General features: G+C 49.4%; 16 protein-coding genes. 2 read left to right on the top strand and 14 right to left on the bottom strand.

Annotation, left to right across the window (positions count from 1 at the left end; genetic code table 11):
* Positions 1-305 precede the first annotated feature (305 nt).
* From DEU29_RS13210 to DEU29_RS13170, 9 genes are all read right to left on the bottom strand, one after another.
* Positions 306-1,442, bottom strand: coding sequence for a GNAT family N-acetyltransferase (locus DEU29_RS13210; protein ID WP_243734612.1), 1,137 nt, complete (start codon positions 1,440-1,442; stop codon positions 306-308).
* On the bottom strand, positions 1,439-1,678 hold the full coding sequence (locus DEU29_RS13205; protein WP_133540792.1) for a DUF2442 domain-containing protein: 240 nt from the start codon (positions 1,676-1,678) through the stop codon (positions 1,439-1,441). Before DEU29_RS13205 ends, DEU29_RS13210 begins: the two co-directional genes overlap by 4 nt.
* Before the next feature lie 64 nt (positions 1,679-1,742).
* The gene (locus DEU29_RS13200; protein ID WP_243734611.1) at positions 1,743-2,573 is read right to left on the bottom strand and encodes a putative RNA methyltransferase; all 831 of its coding nucleotides are present in this window, start codon (positions 2,571-2,573) and stop codon (positions 1,743-1,745) included.
* Positions 2,574-2,719: 146 nt separating this feature from the next.
* The gene (locus DEU29_RS13195; protein ID WP_133540791.1) at positions 2,720-2,929 is read right to left on the bottom strand and encodes a cold-shock protein; all 210 of its coding nucleotides are present in this window, start codon (positions 2,927-2,929) and stop codon (positions 2,720-2,722) included.
* A 233-nt stretch (positions 2,930-3,162) separates the two neighbouring features.
* Entirely contained in the window at positions 3,163-4,062 is a 900-nt protein-coding gene (gene ctlX, locus DEU29_RS13190; RefSeq protein WP_243734610.1) for a citrulline utilization hydrolase CtlX, read from the bottom strand.
* A gap of 98 nt (positions 4,063-4,160) precedes the next feature.
* Complete coding sequence (locus DEU29_RS13185; RefSeq protein ID WP_208107649.1) at positions 4,161-4,634, bottom strand: nucleoside deaminase; 474 nt, start codon at positions 4,632-4,634, stop codon at positions 4,161-4,163.
* 15 nt (positions 4,635-4,649) lie between these two features.
* Complete coding sequence (locus tag DEU29_RS13180; protein ID WP_133540790.1) at positions 4,650-5,357, bottom strand: ZIP family metal transporter; 708 nt, start codon at positions 5,355-5,357, stop codon at positions 4,650-4,652.
* A gap of 5 nt (positions 5,358-5,362) precedes the next feature.
* Complete coding sequence (locus DEU29_RS13175; RefSeq protein ID WP_208107648.1) at positions 5,363-6,634, bottom strand: anti-phage deoxyguanosine triphosphatase; 1,272 nt, start codon at positions 6,632-6,634, stop codon at positions 5,363-5,365.
* Between the two features lie 68 nt (positions 6,635-6,702).
* Positions 6,703-7,191: a DNA-binding protein gene (locus tag DEU29_RS13170; protein ID WP_133540789.1), complete on the bottom strand. Its 489-nt coding sequence runs from the start codon at positions 7,189-7,191 to the stop codon at positions 6,703-6,705.
* A 506-nt stretch (positions 7,192-7,697) separates the two neighbouring features.
* Between DEU29_RS13170 and DEU29_RS13160 the strand changes: the two genes are divergently transcribed.
* On the top strand, positions 7,698-8,363 hold the full coding sequence (locus DEU29_RS13160) for a hypothetical protein (RefSeq protein ID WP_133540787.1): 666 nt from the start codon (positions 7,698-7,700) through the stop codon (positions 8,361-8,363).
* Positions 8,364-8,440: 77 nt separating this feature from the next.
* On the top strand, positions 8,441-8,764 hold the full coding sequence (locus DEU29_RS13155; RefSeq protein ID WP_129497482.1) for a HigA family addiction module antitoxin: 324 nt from the start codon (positions 8,441-8,443) through the stop codon (positions 8,762-8,764).
* Between the two features lie 20 nt (positions 8,765-8,784).
* Here the strand turns inward: DEU29_RS13155 and DEU29_RS13150 are convergent, their stop codons facing one another.
* The 5 genes from DEU29_RS13150 to DEU29_RS13130 all read right to left on the bottom strand — a co-directional run bounded on the left by DEU29_RS13150 (position 8,785) and on the right by DEU29_RS13130 (position 21,973).
* A complete protein-coding gene (locus DEU29_RS13150; RefSeq protein WP_133540786.1) occupies positions 8,785-11,943 on the bottom strand; it encodes a DUF3427 domain-containing protein in 3,159 nt (1,052 codons plus the stop codon).
* On the bottom strand, positions 11,936-13,834 hold the full coding sequence (recD, locus tag DEU29_RS13145; RefSeq protein WP_133540785.1) for an exodeoxyribonuclease V subunit alpha: 1,899 nt from the start codon (positions 13,832-13,834) through the stop codon (positions 11,936-11,938). The genes DEU29_RS13150 and recD overlap by 8 nt, the downstream gene beginning before the upstream one ends.
* Entirely contained in the window at positions 13,831-17,520 is a 3,690-nt protein-coding gene (gene recB, locus DEU29_RS13140; RefSeq protein WP_133540784.1) for an exodeoxyribonuclease V subunit beta, read from the bottom strand. Before recB ends, recD begins: the two co-directional genes overlap by 4 nt.
* A complete protein-coding gene (recC, locus tag DEU29_RS13135) occupies positions 17,517-20,975 on the bottom strand; it encodes an exodeoxyribonuclease V subunit gamma (RefSeq protein WP_133540783.1) in 3,459 nt (1,152 codons plus the stop codon). The genes recB and recC overlap by 4 nt, the downstream gene beginning before the upstream one ends.
* 104 nt (positions 20,976-21,079) lie before the next feature.
* Complete coding sequence (locus DEU29_RS13130) at positions 21,080-21,973, bottom strand: glycosyltransferase family A protein (RefSeq protein WP_133540782.1); 894 nt, start codon at positions 21,971-21,973, stop codon at positions 21,080-21,082.
* Positions 21,974-22,105 lie beyond the last annotated feature (132 nt).

Below are 22,105 nucleotides of genomic sequence, written 5' to 3'. Positions count from 1 at the left end.
TAAATGCCGCACTCAATATCCGTGATAAAGGTGCTCTGGAATTAAAGGCGGCTGGACAGTCGTTTCTGCTTATGGAAGCTGCGTAAGTCTCGATATTATCGAGCAACGGCTAACGAAATAAGAAGCATCGCCTGATAAGGCGGTGAGTAGTCACTGTTATCGAATATCGTCAACAATGCCGCTGCGGCGGTGCTGATGGGTCCGGGTGGGTATCGCTTCGGCGACTATTGGAAATTAGGACTGCCGTTATCGGTGTTGGTCTGTGCCGTAGCAATGGTGTTAATTACCTGGTTCTGGCCGCTTTACTAGGCCTTATTCTTAAAAGGAACCACACCCGCTAATGTACTGATATGCTCTTGTATGGCCGCTCGTTCCTGGCCACAGAACTGCTCTACGGCCTCATTGAGCGGTGATGGCATAAAGCGGTAAAAACCTTCTCGCAGCACCGGTTCAAAGCCACGGTGGAGTTTATGCTCACCTTGTGCTCCGGCATCAAAATAGGTAAGCCCATGCACTATGCAGTACTCAATTCCCTGGTAATAACAGGCTTCAAAGTGCAGGAATTCAAGCTCTTCAATACAACCCCAGTAGCGTCCGTATAAGGTATCCTTGCTTTTAAAGCATAACGACGCCGCGACTAGCTGCTGTTCCCGATAAGCGGCAAAAACGACAATATTATCAGCCAGGTGCTTACCCCATAGATTGAGCGTTTCCGGCGTTAAATAACCACCATGACCCGAGCGCTTTAAATAGGTTCGCTGGTAAAAACGGGTGAACTGCTGCCAAAATACCTCGTCCAGCTCGTCGCCAGCCAGCGCCTTCATGGTAACGCCTTGTTCAGTTACCTGACGCCGCTCTTTACGAATACTTTTGCGTTTGCGCGACACCAGAACCGCTAAAAAGTCATCGAAACTACGGTAATCACGGTTCTGCCATAAAAACTGAATATCAAATCGCTGCCACCAGCCGTCATTGGCTAACGTTTTGCTTAATTCGGGCGTCACGTACAGGCACTGTAGGTTGCTGACATCGTGTTGTTTAGTCAGTTCGGCTTCGATTAACGGCACGACGTCGCTAGCGCGGTAATCGTCTGCCAGCCCAATGCGTGGCCCCGAGCAGGGAGTAAAAGGAATCGCATTAATTAACTTAGGATAGTACTGAAAACCATAGCGTTCGTAAGCCTCGGCAAATACCCAGTCAAAGAAATACTCGCCATAAGAGTGCGTTTTTTTGAACCATGGCATAGCTGCAACGATCACGTTATCGGTGTCGCGCGCAACCGCATACTGCGGTACCCAGCCACGCTGCGGCCCCAGGCTTCCGCCTTGCTCTAATGCCAGTAAAAAATCATAGCGGGTAAAAGGGTAGTTACGACCAAACAGGTTGTCCCAGTCATCTCGCGAAATAGCGGTGATGGATGAGATTAATTCGATACTTATCAAGGATTTAATAACCCTGAAACACATATATCTTCATCAAGAGTTGGCCAATGGATACCTTGCCCATCACCCAAAAGCTGCCATTTTTCCCGATCGTATTTACTCGCTTTTTGAAGCCTCGGAAACCAAACGATAGGGACAGAAATTTTTCTGCCGTCTGCTAGGTCAACGCTTAAGTTCGACTCAGTCACGCATACATCAATTGCAACAGGATGGCTCTCAACCTTCAAAGTACTCATTCCAAGCCTCCAAGAATATGTTTCTATGCTTAACCACCAACTTGCTTAAGTTGGCTTAACTTTACTACCGATTACAGAAACTCCGCAACCATACATCGACTGTAACGTCTAACGTTGTTAGCCCTTCAGCCCGCTCTCGTCCCGCTTGGCTGCTTCGGTAAAGGTGGGGAGTCATGACTAATAAGTCGCGAATGGTGTCGTTATCGGGTAACGTCACGGTATAGCTGATACGTTGCTCTTGGGTCAGTGACCACCGGCTGTCATTAACTGGTAATTGCTCGGGTTTAGCTTTTACTTCGGGGTAAATAATTTGTTTGAGCTCATTCAGGTGGTTTGATGCAGGGTCCACCATAATAAGGCGTCCGCCGGGCTTTAACACCCGCTCAAATTCAGCTTCTGCGGGAAAGCCAAACAAGCACAGAAGCGTATCGACACTATTGTCCGCCAACGGCATGGCGCTATTAGAGGCCACCATCCAGGTTGCCCGCTTGTCCTGCTTTGCAGCCGCCTGCACCGCCCATTTAGAAATATCCAAGCCCGCCACTTGTAGTGACTGACCTTGCCGTTCGGCTGCCTGAATCAACTGTTGCAGATAGTAACCCTCACCACAGCCGGCATCTAACAACGATGACGCGTCATCGGCCAATGTCAGAGCCGCCACTTGCTCGGCTAGCGGTTGGTAAAAACCTTGCGATAAAAAACGTCGCCGCGCTTGTATCATCGCCTTACTATCACCCGGATCTTTGGAACGCTTTTTTTGCACCGGCAACAGATTCACATATCCCTGTTTGGCAATGTCATAACTATGGCCGCTATTACAGCGCCAGCTCATGTCATGCCGTTGCAACGGCTGTTGGTCAAGCGGACAAATCAAATTGGTAACAGGCTCTATCACGCAACACTCTCTGGGCTGATTAATTAAATGCAGACACCAGTTTACGGACTTTTTTGCCAAAATTCAGGCACAAAAAAAGCAGCCCGTAGGCTGCTCTTCATAATTTCGTTCGCTTAAAGCGACTCCAAGGGCGTTAATCGCAAGGATTACAGCGCTTGAATGTTCTCAGCTTGAGGGCCTTTCGGGCCTTGGGTCACTGAGAAAGAAACGCGTTGGCCTTCAGTTAAGGTTTTGAAACCGTCACTAACAATCGCGCTAAAGTGAGCAAATACGTCTGCGCCACCTTGTTGCTCGATAAAACCAAAACCTTTTGCTTCGTTAAACCACTTAACAACACCGTTTACTGTATTAGACATAATCATATCCTGAAATTTTTAAAACTATAAAAGTACCGGACCGAGACAACCTCGATGCCGATGATCGTGCGGGGTAAAAAATGTGAAACTTAAAACTACAGGACGAGACGATTACTTCTAATAATGTGACGTAGAGGAGTGTTTAACTATCTGTTTCTTATCCAACGCCGCCCACAATACGCCTTATAAATATAAAGTCAAATAATATTTTAAATTAATTTTATAAAACCGGTTTATGTTGGTTTAAACACCTGCGCCAGCATGCAGCGAATGGAGCCACCGCCTAATTCTATGGTGGGAACTGACATTGGCACTAACTTAACCCACTGCGCTAAATGGATTTTTTGTTCTTCGGTCAGCGCCTCGAAAGCTGTGGTTGATAACGCTAATAACTTGCCGTTTTTGGTATCTAATTCCAGCGTATTACCGGCAAACTGCGCGATCTGTGTTTCACTCAGCTCAATTAACGCTTTACCGCTGTGCTGAATCGCAGTAATAACGCGTTGCCGTGCTTTTTCCTCAATCATATCAAGTCCCACCATAACAAATTCGGTACCCACGGCCATGATGACATTGGTGTGGTAAACCGGGGTGCCGGCACTGTTACTGGCATCAAAAACCACAGGCTCGTAACCCAGTCGTTCGCACAGCGAATTAAGCGCGGCTTCGTGCATTCTTTTAGAACGCGCCGCATAAGCCAATTTAGCCTGATGGTTGAAGACAATCGCCCCCGTTCCCTCTAAAAACTGTTCTTTTTGCTCTAAACCAGAGAGATCTAGCGTGGTTGAGTAGTTATAGTGGCCTTGCAGAAACTCAATAATATCCGCGCGCCGCTCTTTGCGACGGTTATTACTAAACATCGGGTATAGCACCAATTCACCCGACGCATGAGTAGTAAACCAATTATTTGGGAATACCGAATCCGGCGTGTGAATCGTTTCATCCTCAAACAAATGCACCGTGACGCCTTGCTGCCGCAGCGTATTGGCCGCCTCAGTCACTTCGTCATAAGCTTTTTGCGCCACATCATTTGCCTGCGACACCGACTGAAAGGTGTTATCAGCTAATGTTTCCGGGTTCGACGTAAAGTGGTGCGGACGCACCATAACAACGGTATCTGACGACTGCTTCATAAGATTTTCGGGCTAATAAGTTTGCGCGCAGTTATAGCAATTTGATGAGTCGGCCGCAACGGGCAAATTTCAGTGAACGAACCAAGCCCAACTTACCGTTAACTTTTCTCGGTTGTTATATAAGCGTTGTGCAGTTCATACATTTTCGGCGCTAAGTCGTCGATAGGCCCTTCCACTTGAACAGCAGGTGCAATTGTTTGAATCGGAAGCTGACTCACACGAGACTCTCCTAAACCAAATTCCTTATGCCACTGGGTCAGCTGTTCAGTCGAATGAATATAAATTACTTTACCTAGCTCCGCCCAACCATGGGCAGCAGAGCACATAGGGCAGTGCTCACCGGAGGTATACATCGTGGTATTTCGGCGCTGCTCTGGTGTCAGGTTTTTAGCCGCCCAACGCGCCAGCTCAATCTCGGGATGGTAGGTTTTATCCACACTGTTCACGCGATTTCGGTCTTCTTTTAGCACATTACCGTTTTCATCGACCAACACCGAGCCAAACGGCGCATCGCCGGCTGCAAGCGCCTCTTCCGCCAGCGCAACGCAACGTAGAAGATGTGGATTAATCACGGTTTTACCTCCTGCTTATCCCAATAACTGCTTACTTAGCATCCCTACAATAAAGCCCAGAACAGCGCCCAGCGAGGGAGTCCAGTGGCGTCGCATCCGCGCCTGAGGCGCGATATCCTGAAATACTAAATAGAGAATGCCGCCGGCCGCAAAGCTCATGATAGTCGCGGTAATCTCTGGCGCATCACGTAGCCAAAAATAGCCAAGCAACGCAGCTAGCGGCCCAAATAATGACACGCCCAATAGCCCAATCAACGCTGTTTTTGCTTTTAACTGTGCAAAGCGTAATTCGCGATACGCGTTGAAGCCCTCGGGCAGGTTCTGAGCGGCAATAAAAACCGCCAGCAAAATGGCGGTATTGGGGCTCGCGGCGAATAGCGCACCTAACGATATTGCCTCGGGTAAAAAATCCAACAACATCGCCATAAATTGGGCGATATTGCCGCCATGTTTAGCAAGGAACGCATCAACAATCGCAAAACTCACCCCGCCTGCTGCGAACATTAATGCGAGCTGCCATTCGTTTAGTTCTTTCATGCCCTCAGGCACCAGCGCAAACGCCACAGCAGCCATTAAAATACCGCCACCAAAAGCCGTAATACCATGCACGAACTCGCGCTTGCCGGTAGTATTCGCAGAACCTTCAACATGAGCAATGACGCCGCCAAGTAACGCCATCAAGCCGGCGCCCCAAGCTAAAAGCAGCATCCAATAAATAGTCATTGCCGTTATACCCCGGTACCAAATAATTGGCTGTATTGCTTACGCGCATAATGATCTGTCATGCCCGATATATAGTCACAGATCACGCGTTTTGGATTGCTGGCTTGGTGGTACTTTTGCAATGTTGACGGTTGTAGTAGTCGTTCCGGCGCATCAGCTAATGCCTCAAACAGCGCCATAATAATTCGCTGGCCTTTGAACTCCATGGCTTTAACCTCGGCGCTACGAATCACATGCTTGAAGACAAAGCTTTTTAGTAGGTCTAGCGTGTGCTCCGCTTCTGCAGGGAGTGCTGCCTGTAAGTCCAGTTGCGGGTGTTCAAACTGCTGCTGCCGCTCAACGGATATCTGCCGCACCAGGTAACCAATCAACTTACTAATAGCATGCTTGCGGTCACGGCTATCCGGCGAGAAGAGTTTGTCGTTATAAAATTCCGCCTCGGTTATCAGAAGACTGTCATCGTGCGCCTTTTGTAACACGTCTTCGCGCCACTGACGTTCTGTTACTAAGCCCAGCGCCAGCGCATCCTCTAAATCATGCACGCCGTAAGAAATGTCGTCGGCTAGTTCCATAATCGAAGTATCGAAGGCTTTGAATTGCGAGCGTCGCTTGCCGTCTGTTTCTAATACGGTGCGGAATTTGTCGCGATCGTGCTGCGAAAACTCTTCTAAAATCCAATGTAGAACGTCTTCTTCGTCATCATGAATCGACTTAGGCGGTTTAAATGCGTTTAGCGGAGTGTCAGTAGTTAAACCCGCTTGTTGTACTTCGCTGTGCAACACTGGATACTTCAAAACACCCAACAAGGTGCGGCGGGTTACGTCCAGACCATGCTGTTCAGAATACTCGCCCAACTTGCTTAAAATGCGTAACGTCTGTCCGTTACCCTCAAAGCCGCCGTGACCCAGCATGTGATAGTTCAGCGCAACCTCGCCACCATGACCGAACGGCGGATGCCCTAAATCATGAGCCAGACAGGTCGCCTCTATTTGAAAAAACGACGGTATCTGCTGCGAAATGTCGTCATTATCAGCATAAGTTCGCTTTAAATGCTCACAAATACCTGAGCCAATCTGAGCAACCTCCATCGAGTGGGTCAGCCGCGTACGATAAAAGTCATTGTCGCCCACACCCAGCACCTGGGTTTTCGACTGCAACCTGCGAAACGCCGAAGAGTGTATGATTCGCGCGCGGTCACGCTGCGCATCACTGTCCGGCGTCGCGGCATTAAACGGTTTGTTTTCACCTGAGCGTCGTTGAAGCATGGTTTTATTCATAGTGGCAATACGTTGAAAATAACTACCTCACAGCAAAACAAATTTTCACTCGTTTGCCCAGTGAAAGATTAGTAAACCCGCTGCTTTTGGTGTTCATAGTTTAGTAACATAGCCGCTTTTGCCACTTCCATGTCGTTTTCCGAAATAGCCTTGCGCTTTTCCTGCTTAAAATACTCCAGCAAATGATACAAATGCCACAAAGACGGATTACCTTCATGCATTGGCAGGGGAAATTTGGCTAATTCTTTGTCGCGAACTTTGCGCAGATACTGGCGACTCATCTTAAGTTGCTCGCCGGCATCGGACAGTCCAACTAAATCCGGCCCTATCTCAACCAAAACCGCTTGAGGAAGTGACTTTTGCACATCGGAAATTGCACTTTTTATAGCTTCTTTTGCGGAAGCTGCTTCACGCATAAAGTTGAGCGCCAGTCGTCCTGGTACACCCACTCCTATAATCGCATCGTCGCAAGCGCCACCATATAGACTGTCGGTAATTTCGTCAGAAGAGATAGTGGCAGACACGACAAATTTTAAGGTGAAATCGTAATCATTCATTGTCGTTACCTCCTGAATAAATGCAGTTGTTCACGACTCGTTTCAGCTGTTTAGCATGAGGCATTTCATTTCTCGGTGTGCTGTTGATAGATGTAATGCAGAACTCACCACACCGACACATTGAGCTATTTTGTTTACACATCATTTGGCCCCAACAGTGCCCTTTTCCTCTGTGCTCAACCCGCCATCCGTTCTTCTCTGCGTAACGTAGCGCTATTTCAATTTCCTTTTTAGGGTGTCTCGGCCTACTCATTGCTCCCCCAACACAAATAAAAATAAACCAACACATCAAGGTTGTCAAACGACAACTCGCATCATATTTAAGCTTTATTATGAGGGATAAAAGAAGGTATCAGGCTCAAGGCTGCAATTCGCTTACATAGATATACGCGCCTACTGCAATACTAACTGGCACATCCCTTGCTGGGTTAACTCATAGCAGTCCAACACCCGATAATTTAGGCAAGTTATTGCCGGTTTTTGCCGCTAACGGACTAGGAGGGGATATGAACGTCAGCACATTACTTAGCACAGCAACGAGCCAGGCAGGTTCGTCACAACAAACCCGTCAGGCCGAGCAACCGCCAGCGCCCGAGGCGAAACAAGCGACACCAGACAATGATGAAACCTTTATCGATAAAGCCTACCGCAGCTTGGTGCTTAACCGCATGGGTGTCGACACCGAACAACTTGAAGAAATAGATCAGAAAATTGAAGAGCTGGAGAGTAAGTCGAGCCTGACCAAAGACGAAAAAGATAAGCTTGAAAGCCTGATGAAAGCCCGTGATCAATTGTTTGAAGAAGCCATGCGCCGTCAGGCTGAGGAAGGTAATTCGAGTCAGCCCTCCGTTACCAGCAATGGCATTCCCACGGAAATCGCCAATAAATATGACCCTCGGGCTATCTCCCCCGATGACATGAGTTTGTTGGCAAAAGACCTCCACGAAGCAGGCGTAATATCATGGGAACAGCGCAGCCGAATGAGCTTTCAGTTCGTGAAAACACACCTCTATAAAACCCATACTCCCGAGTCACAACAAGTCGACCCCAGCGAGCCAATGGACTTTGTAAAAGTTTGGGAAGAACGAGTAAAGGCTAACGAATACTTTAACGTGCCCGCCGATCAAAAAGCCCGAGAACAGGGGATACTGGATGTACTGCGGCGGGTTTAGCTAACTCCTGGACTTTTTGCACAATATGATTGTGCAAAAATGCTATATTGGCTTTAAGCTAAAAGGAGTCAGTACCAATGAGAACGACACAACGCCGCCCAATAACGGTTGGGCAGATGCTCGTCACAGAGTTCCTCGAGCCGATGAACGTTAGTATTCGCGAACTGGCAGAAGCAATGGGCGTTCACCGTAATACGCTTAGCCGAATAGCCCATGACAAAGGAGTTCTGACCGCTCCGATGGCAATTAAACTAGCAGCCGCGTTCGGTAATACACCCGAGTTTTGGTTAAACATTCAGCACGCCGTTGAACTATGGGATGTTAGACACAAAGCCTATGAACAAGAGGCTAAAAACGTTAAGCGCCTGAAACCTCATGATAGCTCTTATCAAAAAGCTTAGTTCGCTCCCCCGAGGCTGACTTACCTCAAAATATTAAACGACTGATAAAGCCTAGTTGGTAATTTGTTCTCGAGCTTCCAAGTCACATTCATAGGCCGTTCACCATGGCTGCTAATAAAAGTCACTGGCCCGCAGGCTTTATAGGCTGATTGCTTGTTTTCTCTAACAAAAAGCTGGAACTGCCAACCATTGGTGTTGCTCTCTATATAGCGACGTCCGGTAGGCGTATTTGGAGAAGCCGTATTCTGTGACTGCCAATGGAACTTCTCTCGACTGATCGCGTAGTCATTGTAGGCAACACCTTCGTGCACTGCGTCAGCTTTATCCAGCGTCACGAACAATAACTCAAGCTTCTTATCTTGAAAACGGAGTACGCCCTCTCGAAATACTCGACGTTCCTGCTCATTCAAAAAACCAACTGCGGTCAAAATTTCACGTATTTGATAAGACGCGTGAAGTTTCAAAGGTGTATCTTCGAGCCCAGGCAAAGGCTCAAAAACATAGTTTGTTTTAGCATCTAATAAACGCGCAAGTTCATTGAGCTCAGTGAGTGCTTCAGGTTCCTGCTTCAAGGCTTCAATAAACTCAACACCGCTACCCACGCGCTCATTCTGGTGATCAATTTGATAAGCCAACATTTGCGCATATTGCTTATCACTAATCGTCCAAGCGTCACTTAAATCTCCACTTGTCGCTTTTTGAATGAGTTGCAGATAATCAGAATCATCAATATGCAGTAGGCTCATAAAGCGCTTGCTTAGGTAGGTTTCCTGTTCCGTCGCATCACCAGCAATCAACTGAGCTGCACGCTTTAAATTGGTCCAGCCGGTGTTATTACCATTTCCACGGTAAACATCCGTCAGTTCCAGCTGCTGTTCACTAATAAACTCTGACAACGAGACGTTATTGTTACCTTTTATTCGAGCGAAGTGATTCAACTCATTGCGCAATTGATCCCAGCGTTGATTGATCGCCTGTTGTAGACTTCCCAGTATCGACTCGCGGGCTTCCTTTTGAAGCTGCAAGTAGCAACCACTCGGTAACTTGCCAAAACCATTATTCACACCGTCGTAAACTTCTTTACGGGTTAATCCTGTTATTGCACTGTACAGCACATCAAAACGAAAACCTGCACGATGTTGGCCGATAAAATCGAGTACTAAACAACTTTCCTTTTCTGGATGTAGGCGCAGACCTCGACCAATTTGTTGCTGAAACAGCGTGACGCTTTGCGTTGGTCTTAATAGCAACAGTGTGTCGACAAAAGGCAAATCAACACCTTCGTTGTATAGGTCGACCGTAACTAGCACGTTAATTTCTTTATTCGCTAATTTTCTCGGCAGAGACACCCGTTCCTCACGTGAGCTTTCCCCATAAATCAATGCCGCTGGAATGTTCGCTTCGTTAAACTTTTTGGTCATAAAACGTGCGTGATCAACGTCGACACAGAAAGCCAGTGCGCGAGATTCTTTTATATTGTTAACGACTTCATCCCAAGCCCTCACCACGTTACGTGCACGAGCATCATTCGCAGAGAGAATGTCATGAAGGTCGCTCCGGCCATCGCCATTTTTCCAATTAACTTTCCGGTAATCCTGGCCGTCGTCACACGCATAGTATTCAAATGGTGCAAGTAGCTGCTGATCAAGCGCATTCCATAGCCGCATTTGCACCGATGGCGAACCATCGGGACGAGCATCAAAATAGGCTAGAATATTTTTATTATCTGCTCGTTCAGGTGTGGCCGTCAGACCCAAAAAATATTTAGGCTCTGCACGTGAAACAACCTCATCAAAACTTTGCGCCGCTATGTGGTGGCATTCATCAACCACCACAACTTGCCAGTGATTTGCCGGGTAACGCTCTAACAACTTTTGCGAACGAACACTTTGCACCGTCGCAAACACATGATCATATTGCTTCGGTTCGTGACGCCCTGTCAGCAAGTCGCCAAAGTTTGCGTCTTTTAGAATCTGTCGATATGTATTCAGCGACTGACTTAAAATTTCTTCGCGATGTGCGATAAAAAGTAGTCGCGGCTGTCCTTTTTCCCGCTCACAAATACGTCGGTAATCAAAGGCTGCCATAACGGTTTTCCCGGTTCCCGTTGCCGCTACCAGTAGATTTTTAAAGCGTCCGTGGGCACGCTCATTATCTAGCTGTTCAAGAATGTCCGCCTGAAACGGTTTGGGTGTTATATCGAAGAAGGTTGTGGTGACATGCTCAGGTAAAGCTTTCCCGCCAGATTCCCTGCTTAGCGCACCTCTCAATGCCGCGACATGTTGACTGTCGTTCGGATCATACGGCTGGAACTCACCGTCTTCCCACAGCGTTTCAAAATGTGCTTTGGCACGTGCATACAGGTTTTGTTGCCCGTGTTCGGTGAACTTAACCGTCCACTCTAAGCCTCCCATTAAAGCGGCACCCGATAAATTCGCACTACCAACATAAGCGCTGCCGAACCCAGTTTTTCGCTCAAACATCCAAGCTTTTGCGTGCAGTCTCGTTCGACGCCCATCTAATGATACGCGCACCTCACAATTCGGGAGTCGGGCTAGCATATCCAACGCATTTTTCTCTGTTGCGCCAATGTAGGTTGTCGTCAGCACTCGAATGGATGTTTTACTATGGCCTTCAGCATCGGCTGCGGTAATTTGCTTAAGCACGTCGTGAATTTTCCGAACACCAGAAACCGTGATAAAACTCACTAAAATATCGACGTGATCGCAGCTAGAGAGCTCTGAAATTAATTCGTTGAGTAACGCAGGCGAGTCTTTACCCGCAGTAAATAGCCACGGCTGCGATAAGCCAATTTGAGGCAAGTCGGGCTGCTCGCCTTGGCGATAAATCGAGCGTAACACTCGTGGTGGTGCAGCGATTTCGTCGATAAGTGCTTCTGCTGTATTCTCTTTTAGCTGCTGTCGAGCGTGCTTGAGTAAATTATTCAATAAGTCGACTTGAGCCAAAAGCTTATCGTTATCTGAAAGCCGTTCACCCTCACCGACAGCTGCTAGTAACTGAGATAACTGCTCGGTTAACGCGTCCACTAATCGTTCATGACTACTTTCAACACTTAGGTTTTCTAGATCAGCAACGAGATTTTCATCCTGCGTTGAAAGCTCTTGTTGAACTGCTGAGGTTTGCAGCAAATCATAGAGGCCTCTGTGCAAGTTAGACACGCTTACCTCCCTGACTGAACAGTTTATTACCCACCAAACTCAACCGCTCTTTAGCCCGCGTAATGCCGGTGTACAGAAGCTCTTTGCTCATTACCGGGCTGTCGTGTTCGGGCAGTATCATGACGGTGTGTTTGAACTCGGAGCCTTGGGATTTGTGCACGGTCATGGCGTACACGGTTTCTATATGAGTGAGACGGCTGGGGAGTATCCAGCGTACGCCATGCTCTTGGTCCGGGAAGGCGACGCGCAGGTGTCCGTGTTCCGGGTCTTTTAGAGCGATGCCAATGTCGCCGTTATTAAGCTTTAGTCCGTAGTCGTTTTTAGTGACCATGACGGGGCGACCTTCATACCAGGTATTGGCGTTTACGCCGAGTATGTCGCCGACTTTTTGATTAACGGCTTTCATGCCCCAGGGTCCTTCGCGCAGGGCGGTTAGGATTTGGAAGTTGCTTAGGTTTTGCAGGGCTTCGTGGGCGATTTCGTTGATGTTGTTGGCATCGGTAGTTGTATCGGCATTGTTCCTGACGTGTAACGTCAGGCTACCCCTGATAAGAGCTTCGAAGGCTGGGTCGTCTAAGCTGCTGACTTCGTACAGGTTAACCGGGTAGTCTTCTTCGGCGGCTTTGGCCTTTTCAATTTCCTGTTGTGTGGCGGCATCATCCTGACGGTTAATGGCGTTGGCCAGGTCGGCAATAGGGCCTTTAAAGCGATAACTTTTGCGGAATTTGACTACGTGTTGCAGGCGCTGCTCACCCTTGTCATCGATAAGCTCTGACGGAAATGTTGGTGTGTCAGCAATGTTTTGAAGCCACTTAGCGGTCTCGCTGTGATAATGCCCTTCGTCGGCGCCGGCGCATAAGTTACCGAGCACGGCACCGGCCTCGACCGATGCCAGTTGGTCTTTGTCGCCAATGAGTACCAACCGCGCGTGTTTCGGTGTTGCTTTCAGCAATGCAGTCATCATTTCTATGTCTATCATTGAGGCTTCGTCGACAATAACTACATCCGTTCGCAACGGGTTTTCTGCATTGTGTTTAAAGGCGCGGGAATTGGGTTTCACACCCAATAGTCGATGCAGCGTTTTCCCTTCGGGCTGAATCGAAAGTAATGCGTCCTTCAGACTGGATAGTTTGTCATTCTGAACCAATTGCTCCAGCTCATTTTCAATAGACTCAGTCAGGCGCGCTGCAGCTTTGCCGGTCGGTGCCGCCAGTGAAACCCGCAGCGGCGGCAAACCGAGCGTTAACGCCTGATGCTGCAATGCCGTCAACAAGCGCACTACGGTATAGGTTTTACCGGTACCAGGCCCCCCCGTAATGACACTAAACCGATTCCGCACGGTATTGGCACAAGCGACACGCTGCCAGTTAATATCGCCATTTTCGGTCGGCGCAAACAGCTTAGCCAGCGTACTCTTTAGTAGCTCGTCGTTAATAACCGGCCGGTCTTGCATGCGCGCCTGAACACTTTGCTCAATAAAGGTTTCGTACTGCCAATAGCGGCGTAAATACAAGGTGTGTTCGCTGAGCACCAACGGCTCGGTTCCATGGCCATTCAGATCGACGCATTGACTGGCTGCCAGTGCGTCGTTCAGGTCTAATCCGTATTGCTTAAAAAGCTCACTTGGTAAGGCGCAGTCCGCGGCATGACGGTTCTCCGGTGGCAAGTTCAGCAGCGTTTCCGGGGCATCCATCAAAGCCTTTAGATCAACTTGCGTATGCCCACGCCCGGCTTGATGCGACACACAGCAGGCGGCGAGTAACACCGCATCGCTGCGCTCTCCCGCTTGCTGTAAAAACTCGACAAACGCCAAATCAATAGAGCGTATCCAGCCAGCATCCCGCCACTGACTCAGAGCTTCGAACAGGGTGTGGGTAGTTACATTGCTCATACTGACTCCTTGTCTTTGACGCTTTCTCCGGCGAATAGGCTGTCCAGCTGCTCTATCAGCTCTTTCGGTGGTCTGTCACAAAATGCGCCGCCAGTTTCGGCTCTGTGCCCGCGTAAAAAGAGATAAACTGCGCCGCCAACGTGGGTGTCGTAATCGTATTCATCGCCCAGCCGAGCTTTTAGCAGGCGGTGCAATGCCAGCGTATAAATAACGTATTGCAGGTCATAACGGCTGTGCAGTATTTTCTCGCGCATGGCCTCCTCGCTGTATGCGTGGTCGTCCTCACCCAGCCAGTTCGACTTGTAGTCCGCAACGTAGTATTTACCCTTATGCTCAAAGACCAAGTCGATAAAGCCCTTTAACATGCCATTAAGTAAGTTAGGTTCCAGCGCAGGGCGCTCGTAACCGGGTAATGTGTGTTGTTGTAACAGGCTATCCAATGTTTGTGCGTTAACACCACTAGCGCCAAACCAAAACTCGGGTTCGGCTTTGTACTGCTGCAACTGGCTCAGGCTAATTTTGTCGCCGTTAGCGTTCAGCGCAAACTCAGTTTGTAGGTACGCATTCAGCCATTGTGCAATGCTCTGCTCATGCTCCTGCCACAAAGGGCTGACACAAAAGCGCTGTACGAGCTCAGTGCGCTCGGAGGCACCGTGAGCGATTACCTCAAAGCCCCGATTCGCCGACTCTTCCAGTAAGTTATGCAAAAAGGTGCCCGGTCCGGCGCCTTTGGGTAAATGGTGAATGCTGTCCGCGCTCGGCTCTGCCGCACTGGCAACTTGCTCGTCCTCGTCTTCTCGCTCATCCAGCAGGTTCATTTCGTCGGGCGACTGCGGTGCCTGTGCGCTTTTCATGACCGCGCCCTCATACTTGAGCGCGCTATAACTAGCCACCCACCAACGTTCGAGTTTTCGGCCAGCCGGCATCGTTTTAGGCGTCAACTTAGGCGTTTGCTGCTCCTGCTCTAGCGCACGAACCAGCGGCTCATCATCTTCCAGGCGCGTAACCTGAGTATGCGCGCTCTGCTGCCAGCGCTCATTAACGACCTTGTAAAGCTCGTCAGACAACGCCTCACCGCCGTTCAACAAGTAAAACAACGGATTATTACGATGCTCGCTCATGGCCTCCAGCGCAATGAAGGTGGCGTACTGTGCACGGGTCACTGCGACGTACATTTTGCGTAAATCTTCTGCGAGAATTTCGTCGCTTAAACGCTGTTTGTTGTCGTCGTCTTTGGACCAGAGCACTTGCAGCTCGCCATTTTCATCGTGATAAACCGCTGGTGGCTTTATGCGGTGGGTCTCCGACTGGGTATAAGCCACAAAGGGCATGAACACCAGCGGGTACTGCAAACCTTTGGACTTATGGATAGTGATAATTTTTATCAGTTCATCGTCACTTTCCAGGCGTAGCTGCTGCTCGTCACTTTGCGTGCGGCTGTTGCTACCAAAGCCGTGGCGTTCATTCACCTGCTCGGCGAAATGGTTCACTAACGCCGGAATACCGTCTAAAACCAGACTTTGTTGTTGCAGTAATTCGGCAATATGAAGCACGTCTGACAGCTGTCGTTCGCCATGAATACGGTCTTCCAGCAACGTCGCTGGTACCTGATGGTCGTGCAACACATTGTGCAACATAGCCAACACGCCCTGGCGCAACCACTGGTCGTGATAATTTAAAAACTGCTCGACACGCGCTTCCCACGCTTGTTCGTTACTGTGAATATGCTCCAGTTCAGCAAACGGCAGTCCTAACAGCCTCGTTGCAAGGGCGCTGCGAATAAGTGAAGGGTCACGTGGCTCCGCACAAGCGCTAACCAGTGCCAGTAAGTCTTTAGCGACACGCTGCGCAAATACCGACTCTCGGTCTGACAAATAAACACTTTTTAGGCCACGATCACTCAGTGCTTTTTTAATGGCATTGGCTTCGCTGAAGTTGTTCACCAGCACCGCAATGTCGCTAGTTTTCACGCGCTGCTCCAGCTCATCGTCTGCGTTGTAATAACCGGCTTGCGGGTCATTCAGTAACGACGCTATTAGGTTGGCATGGTGGTTCGCCGCTGCCCTGAACACGGTATCTTTATTGCGCTTCTCTTCACTCGATACCGACCACAGAAGCGCCGGAGCGGTTTTTACATTGCTGGATAACAAGCAGTGTTTAAAGGTTCGTTTTAGCCCGTTAGCAGCTACACGGTTAAAAGGCAGTTGGTTGTCGTCTTCGGCTTTAAACAAAAAGGCGCCGCGCGGTAGCTCTTCCGCGCGCTCAAACAGCGTATTTACGCTGTCCACCATTGCCTGCGACGAGCGGAAGTTTTTCGCCAGATTATAGTGCCGACCTTCGGTGTCTCGACGTGCTTTTAAATAGGTATAAATATCGGCATTTCGGAAGCTGTATATGGCCTGCTTCGGGTCGCCAATTAGGAAAATGCCAGTGCCTGTGTGCGGCTCTGCCAGATTATAAATGCGGTTGAATATCTCATACTGCACGGGGTCGGTGTCCTGAAACTCGTCCACCATGGCTATAGGATATTGCTTACGAATAGCCGCCGCCAGCGCTTCGCCGCCAGGGCCTTTTAACGCATCGCGTAAGCGCGTGAGCATGTCGTCATGCCCCATTTCTGCACGCTGGTTTTGCAGTTCAGCAAAGCGTTTATTCACCCAAAATGCAGCGTGTTGTTTTACCTTTGCCAGTTCTTGCGTTTGCTGGACTTTGCTTTGTTTTAGGCGCTCCTGCAACTGACCTAATACGTTCCAACTGTCCGGCATGCCGCCCAGTTTGGCCTCAGCAAACTTTTGTAACTCATCTGCGCTGATATTTTTCCAGTTTGCTGCCGTGGCGTCCGGCTCAACCAACTCAGCATCCGCGCACCAGTCGGCAAATTTCTGAAATTGCTTAAGTTTGGTGGCAGTGCCTTTGGCTTGCGATGTCTGATCAATCAATTCGTTGAAAATAGGCGCAACTTCTTGCTTTATCGCGGCTATTCGTTGCTTATGTCCGCTTTCTGCACCGATTAATAAGCTTTGCAAGTCACCCTCAACCGGTGCCTGCCCGCTTTTGCTTAAGCTGTAGGTCAAACCTAACAAGGCTTCAGGCGAGGTAAAGTCTTCCAGCAATTTTTCACTCAATTCGGCATCGGCCGGGTAGATAAAGCGGCGGAAATAATCCTCGGCTGCCTGCAAACGCAGCTCTTCATTATCGGTCTCGACGTCCTGACTAAACAAGCTGCCGCTGGCGAAAGCGTGCTCTTTTAGCATCGACTGACACCAACCATGGATGGTCTTAACCGCCGCTTCGTCCATCGACTGCGACGCTAAATCCAGTAATCGCGCTAAGTGTTTTAAGTTCTGTTCTTTAGCAACGCAGTCGTCACGTAAGTTCGCTAAAAACGGGTCACTTTCGACTGAGACCGGGTCACGAAAATACGCCGCAGCTTCCGCTAAGCGTGCGCGAATGCGATCACTCAGCTCTTCTGTCGCGGCTTTAGTAAAGGTCATTACCAGAATATTCTTGGGTACAAGCGCGCGCTCAAACGCTGTTTCCTGCGTGCCGTGACCAATGACCAAACGCACATAAAGTGCTGCAATGGTGTAGGTTTTACCGGTACCGGCGCTCGCTTCAATCAAGCGGCTGCTGTTCAGCGGAAAGTCGAGCGGGTTCTCCAGAATATGCGTCGTCGATTGGCTCATGACTTATCCTCCGGCACCATGGTTAAACGCAGCGGATCGTAGAGTTCATTAATAAATCGGCGGAAATGAGTCGACATCATAATGGCCTCGTAAGTGTCGGCAACCCGGCCGCAGTAATCACTTTTTGTAACTATGGCCGGTGCATTAAAGCCGCCTTCTTCGTATTTCTGCTGGGCTGACTCGTGTGCCAGCGTTTCATCATTGTCGTTTTTATCCAAGGTGTTTAGCCAGGTTAAGGCAATATCCAGGTGCATGGGTTGTGGTTGCTGCACAGACAATGCCACCAGCTCAAGCAGTTGCTCAAGTTGTTGCAGCGCCAGCTCTGCCGGTATAGCGGCGACCGGCAACTGACAACCCCCTTTGGAAACTATGAGTAAACGGGTGGGTTGCTGCAAATTCAACAGCATTAAGCCGATGTAATACGCACTGATATGTTTCCAGCCACCGTCTTCAACACCGCCCTTTTTAGTATTTTTTGCGATTTTACTCGCTGAAGTTACCACCCACAGCCGCTCGCCCTGCTCATTGGTGTGTAAGCCGGTAATGGTGTCGTCGATAATCAGGCCGTTATGCTCGAAGCCCACTTCAATGGGGAACTCGTTAAACTGGCTGTAACCGGTAATACCCTGCTGATAAGAGCCCAGTATTTTGTCGGCTTGTTCAAGCAACTCCAGTCCATTTTGCTCGGCGATAGCGCCAATACCCAAGGCGCCCTCGCGGTTGATGCGGTTCAGCTCTTTTAACAAAGCCGCTTCCGTGCCTCCTCCTTGCAACAAGGCACGTTTACCACATTCGACCAAACGCGTAATTAGCGTCCAGCTTTGCAGGTTATCCATAACGAAGGCTTCACTGTCATCCAGGTCTTCGCTTTCGCTGCCGAAATAGGTATCGAGATGCCAGTTAAAATAAAGCCGCGCGGGCTCTTCGATAAAACGTTTTATGTCGTTAATGCTGAGGGTGCGTTCGACACTTTCCGGTCTATGCTGAGACGCTGTTGAGTGGTTGTTTTTAGCACCACCTCCATGCGCCAGCGCCCACTCACTGGCGTAAGTGAAATACTTTGACTGTTCCTGGCTAAAATAAGCCGTGTTAAAGGGTTGCAGCTTATGTTCTACAGTCAGGTTTTTAGCGTCAACACCCCAGCCTTGCTGAAGGTGGTCGCGCAGCTGTGCGACTAATACCGACGGTGTGCGCTCACTGTTATCTTTAGCGCTGTACCCGACCCAGCTCAGATAAAAGCAGTCCCGCGCCGACAGCATCGCTTCCAAAAACAGATAACGGTCATCGTCGCGGCGGGAGCGATCGCCCGGGCGGTAACGGTCTGTCATTAAGTCAAAGTCCACCCGAGGTACCGAGCGCGGATAGTCACTTTCGTTCATTCCCAACACACAGACGTATTTAAAAGGAATGGCACGCATGGGCATGAGCGTGGCGAAGTTCACTGCACCGGCTAAAAACCGCTGGTTAAGGTTTTGCTGGTCAACGCGTTCGAGCCACGCATCTTTAAATATCGGTAACCGCAACAATGACTCATTGTCGGCTTCAACACCAATATCCCGTAACTGGTACAGCTCGTCACTAAGCTTGGCTAACAGTAAGTGATCACTATCGTCGTCGGTCTCAAAGAATTGCTGTAACAGCCACTCGCCATGCAGCACCCAGTCCGTCAATGGCTGCGCAGTTTGGGTACGCTGCCACCATGCCTCGAGCGCGCGTACTACATCCGCCAGACAACCAACGAGAGCAGCACTCAGACCCGATACTTCCGGATAGGGCTCAATTTCAGCCCAGGGGGACGAATGGTCTGCTTCAAGCTCGCCAATGGCATAGCCTGCAATCATGCGTTTAAGCGCAAACCACCAGCTGTTTCTTTCCTCCGCCGGAGGCATGTAAAACTGTTCACGCTGTTGACTGTTCAGGCCCCATCGCGCACCGGCCTCTCTGACCCAGCGTTTCAACTGCGGTAGGTCGTCGTCATGAACGTCGAAGCGCTGCTGTACAGCGGGCACCGACAATAAATTGAACAAATCGGTTTGGGTAAAGCGCAGCTGATCCGCCTGCAACAACAATTCCAGCGCTATCATTAACGGTCGCTGATGACGCTCCCCCTGATCTGCAATGGTATAAGGAATGGCACGCGGGTCACGCTCGCAGTCGCGGTGATGATAACGCCCAAAGACGGCGTCGATATAGGGCGCGTAGGTGTTCACATCGGGCAGCATGACCATCACATCGCGCGGTTTTAACTCCGGATCGCGAGCGAACGCGTTCAATAGCTGGTCATGCAGTACTTCGAGCTCTCGCTGAGGACTATGGCAGACATGAAACTGCAACGACTTGTCCGTTTTGGCCGGTGTCGACCAGTGCTCTCGCGTTTCCTGAACCGGCCGCAAGTTTAAAATATCATCCTGTAGCTGAGACAGTAAGTGATCGGTGTCGTGAGGCTCAAACAGCTCAAGTTTTACTGTATTAAAGGCTTCCTGTTTGGCGAGCGTTTCGTCGTATAAATCGAGCAGACGAATATAGTCTCGACCTTGCTTGCCCCAGGACGCCAGCAGCGGGTGCGCGAGCTGATGCAGTTCATCATCATCGGGTTCATCCGGCAGTTCCGGTTTGTGTTTTAAACGGGAAGAGGCTTTTACCGCCTCGCGCAGCGCTTCTTTACCATCAACAATGTCGGCCCAATGAAACTGCGACGGGTTGTGCACACATAACAAAATCTGCGTGTAGCCCTTTATGGCATCCAGCACTTGCAACATTTGTTGCGGCAGTGACGAGATACCAAAAACAACCACGCGAGGAGGTATTCCGGAAGGACGTTGCGACAAGCTTTTCGCAGTATCAATAAAACGCTGGTGCAGCTCAGCACGGTTGTTCCAGTAGTCGTCTATCCCAATATCATTACTGACAGCACGCCAAAGTTCCGGCTGCCACAATTGCTCCGCTTCAAGCGGCTCATTGTTTTCCAAAACGTCATGGCCTTTAACCCAGCTGTCGAGCCAGTCAGCGCGATACACCGCGTATTGATCAAACAAATCGGCTAAACGTCCACTGAGCTGATAGAGCTTGCGCCCATCGTTGTCGTCTGAAGTGTAGTGCTTCAGCGGCGCAAAGTGCGGGTTTTCGGCAATAAGATCGGGTAATAAGCGCATTAAACGCCAGGTCAGCCGCTCTTTATCAAACGGAGAGGTTTTGGGTATGTCATCACCCAGTACGGCACGATAGGCCTGCCACTGAAAGCGCGCGGGCAAGGTCACATCGACCATAGCAGCAATGCCGCTGGCTTGCGCTAAGTTAATTTTAAGCCACTGCGCAATACCATTGCTCTGTACCAGCACCGTTTCCTGCTCCAGCGGCGCCAGCGGATAATTTTGCGTGAACTTAACAGCAACTTCCGTCAGATCTTCCAGACGGTGCCCGTGGGCTACGATAAAACCAGGGGTTAACTCTCTCACGCAGACGACTCCTTGTTCTTTACGCTTATTACATACGTCTTTTTATCAGGTTAACATCCATTTTACCTGAGTCTGCGACAATTTATGTCGCAGTGAGCATTTGATTAACGCGCCAGCAATTTATCTTTTAGACGGCGGTTAGCTTTTCGCAATTTGGATAGTGAAGACGATTTATTGTAACGGCCCTTCTCCACATGACGAATAATACCGACATCATCAACTTCGACCGCTTGGCCGTGGGTACCCAGAAGCCAACGAAATGTGCGATCTTCGTAGGTTTTTACCCATCGTTCTTTTGGCTGCTGATAACAGTCAAGTTGTTCGCAGTAACCGTATTCCCGTGCAATGTCACCGCGGACGATTTGTACTGGCCCGGTGGCTTTTTCGAAAGTATGTTGCTTTACGCAGTCACGGTTGAGGCAGTCTTCGGCCGAAAATTTATCGCCGTGCAGCATTTCGTCTTGCTGACTCAGCAGCGAGGTGCGACTAACGGTGCCGGGAAAAACCAAAATACTGTCTTGCCCCGTCAATGCTTCTTTTAACGAACTGAAAGTTTCAGCTCCAAAGATAAGGTCGCAATCGGTGAACCAAATCCAGTCAGCGCGTGTGTTTTTAGCCGCCATATTCCGACCTATCGCTCGGCGTAAAAGGTCTTCTGTTGGCAGCGCAATAAAGTTCCACTCGATTGTTTCCGACGACCCCGATTCAACGCTGCGTAGTAACGCCACGGTTTCTTTATCTTGGTCAGAATAAAAAACGGTGTGGGTTATCTGTAAATCGGAGGGCGCGTTATCGATCAGCGACTGCAGCTGATAACGCAGCAGGTGCGAGTAGTTCCAGCAATGACTAACAATTTCTATGGTATCGGGTCTACCTGTTGGCTGCTCTAGCGCAGGTTGTGCCGGCACATTGTATATCCAACGCGCGGGAAACAATCCTGATGCTGCAAAGCGCAATAAAAACTCTTGTAACTTAAACCAGTGTTGTCGAACACTCATTAATAAACCTTTTTAATACATCGGCTGAAGCTATGATCCGACTTTCCGCACCGACATCAGGAATAAATCTCCAGATACCGTTTTCCGAGCACCTGTAACACAATCTGCTGTTGTTCGTTGAGACCGGTAATG

It is taken from the genome of Idiomarina aquatica (genome assembly GCF_004362895.1).
Lineage (GTDB): Bacteria > Pseudomonadota > Gammaproteobacteria > Enterobacterales > Alteromonadaceae > Idiomarina.
Note: the sequence above shows the minus strand (reverse complement) of the source record. Positions and strands in the feature narration are given on the sequence as shown.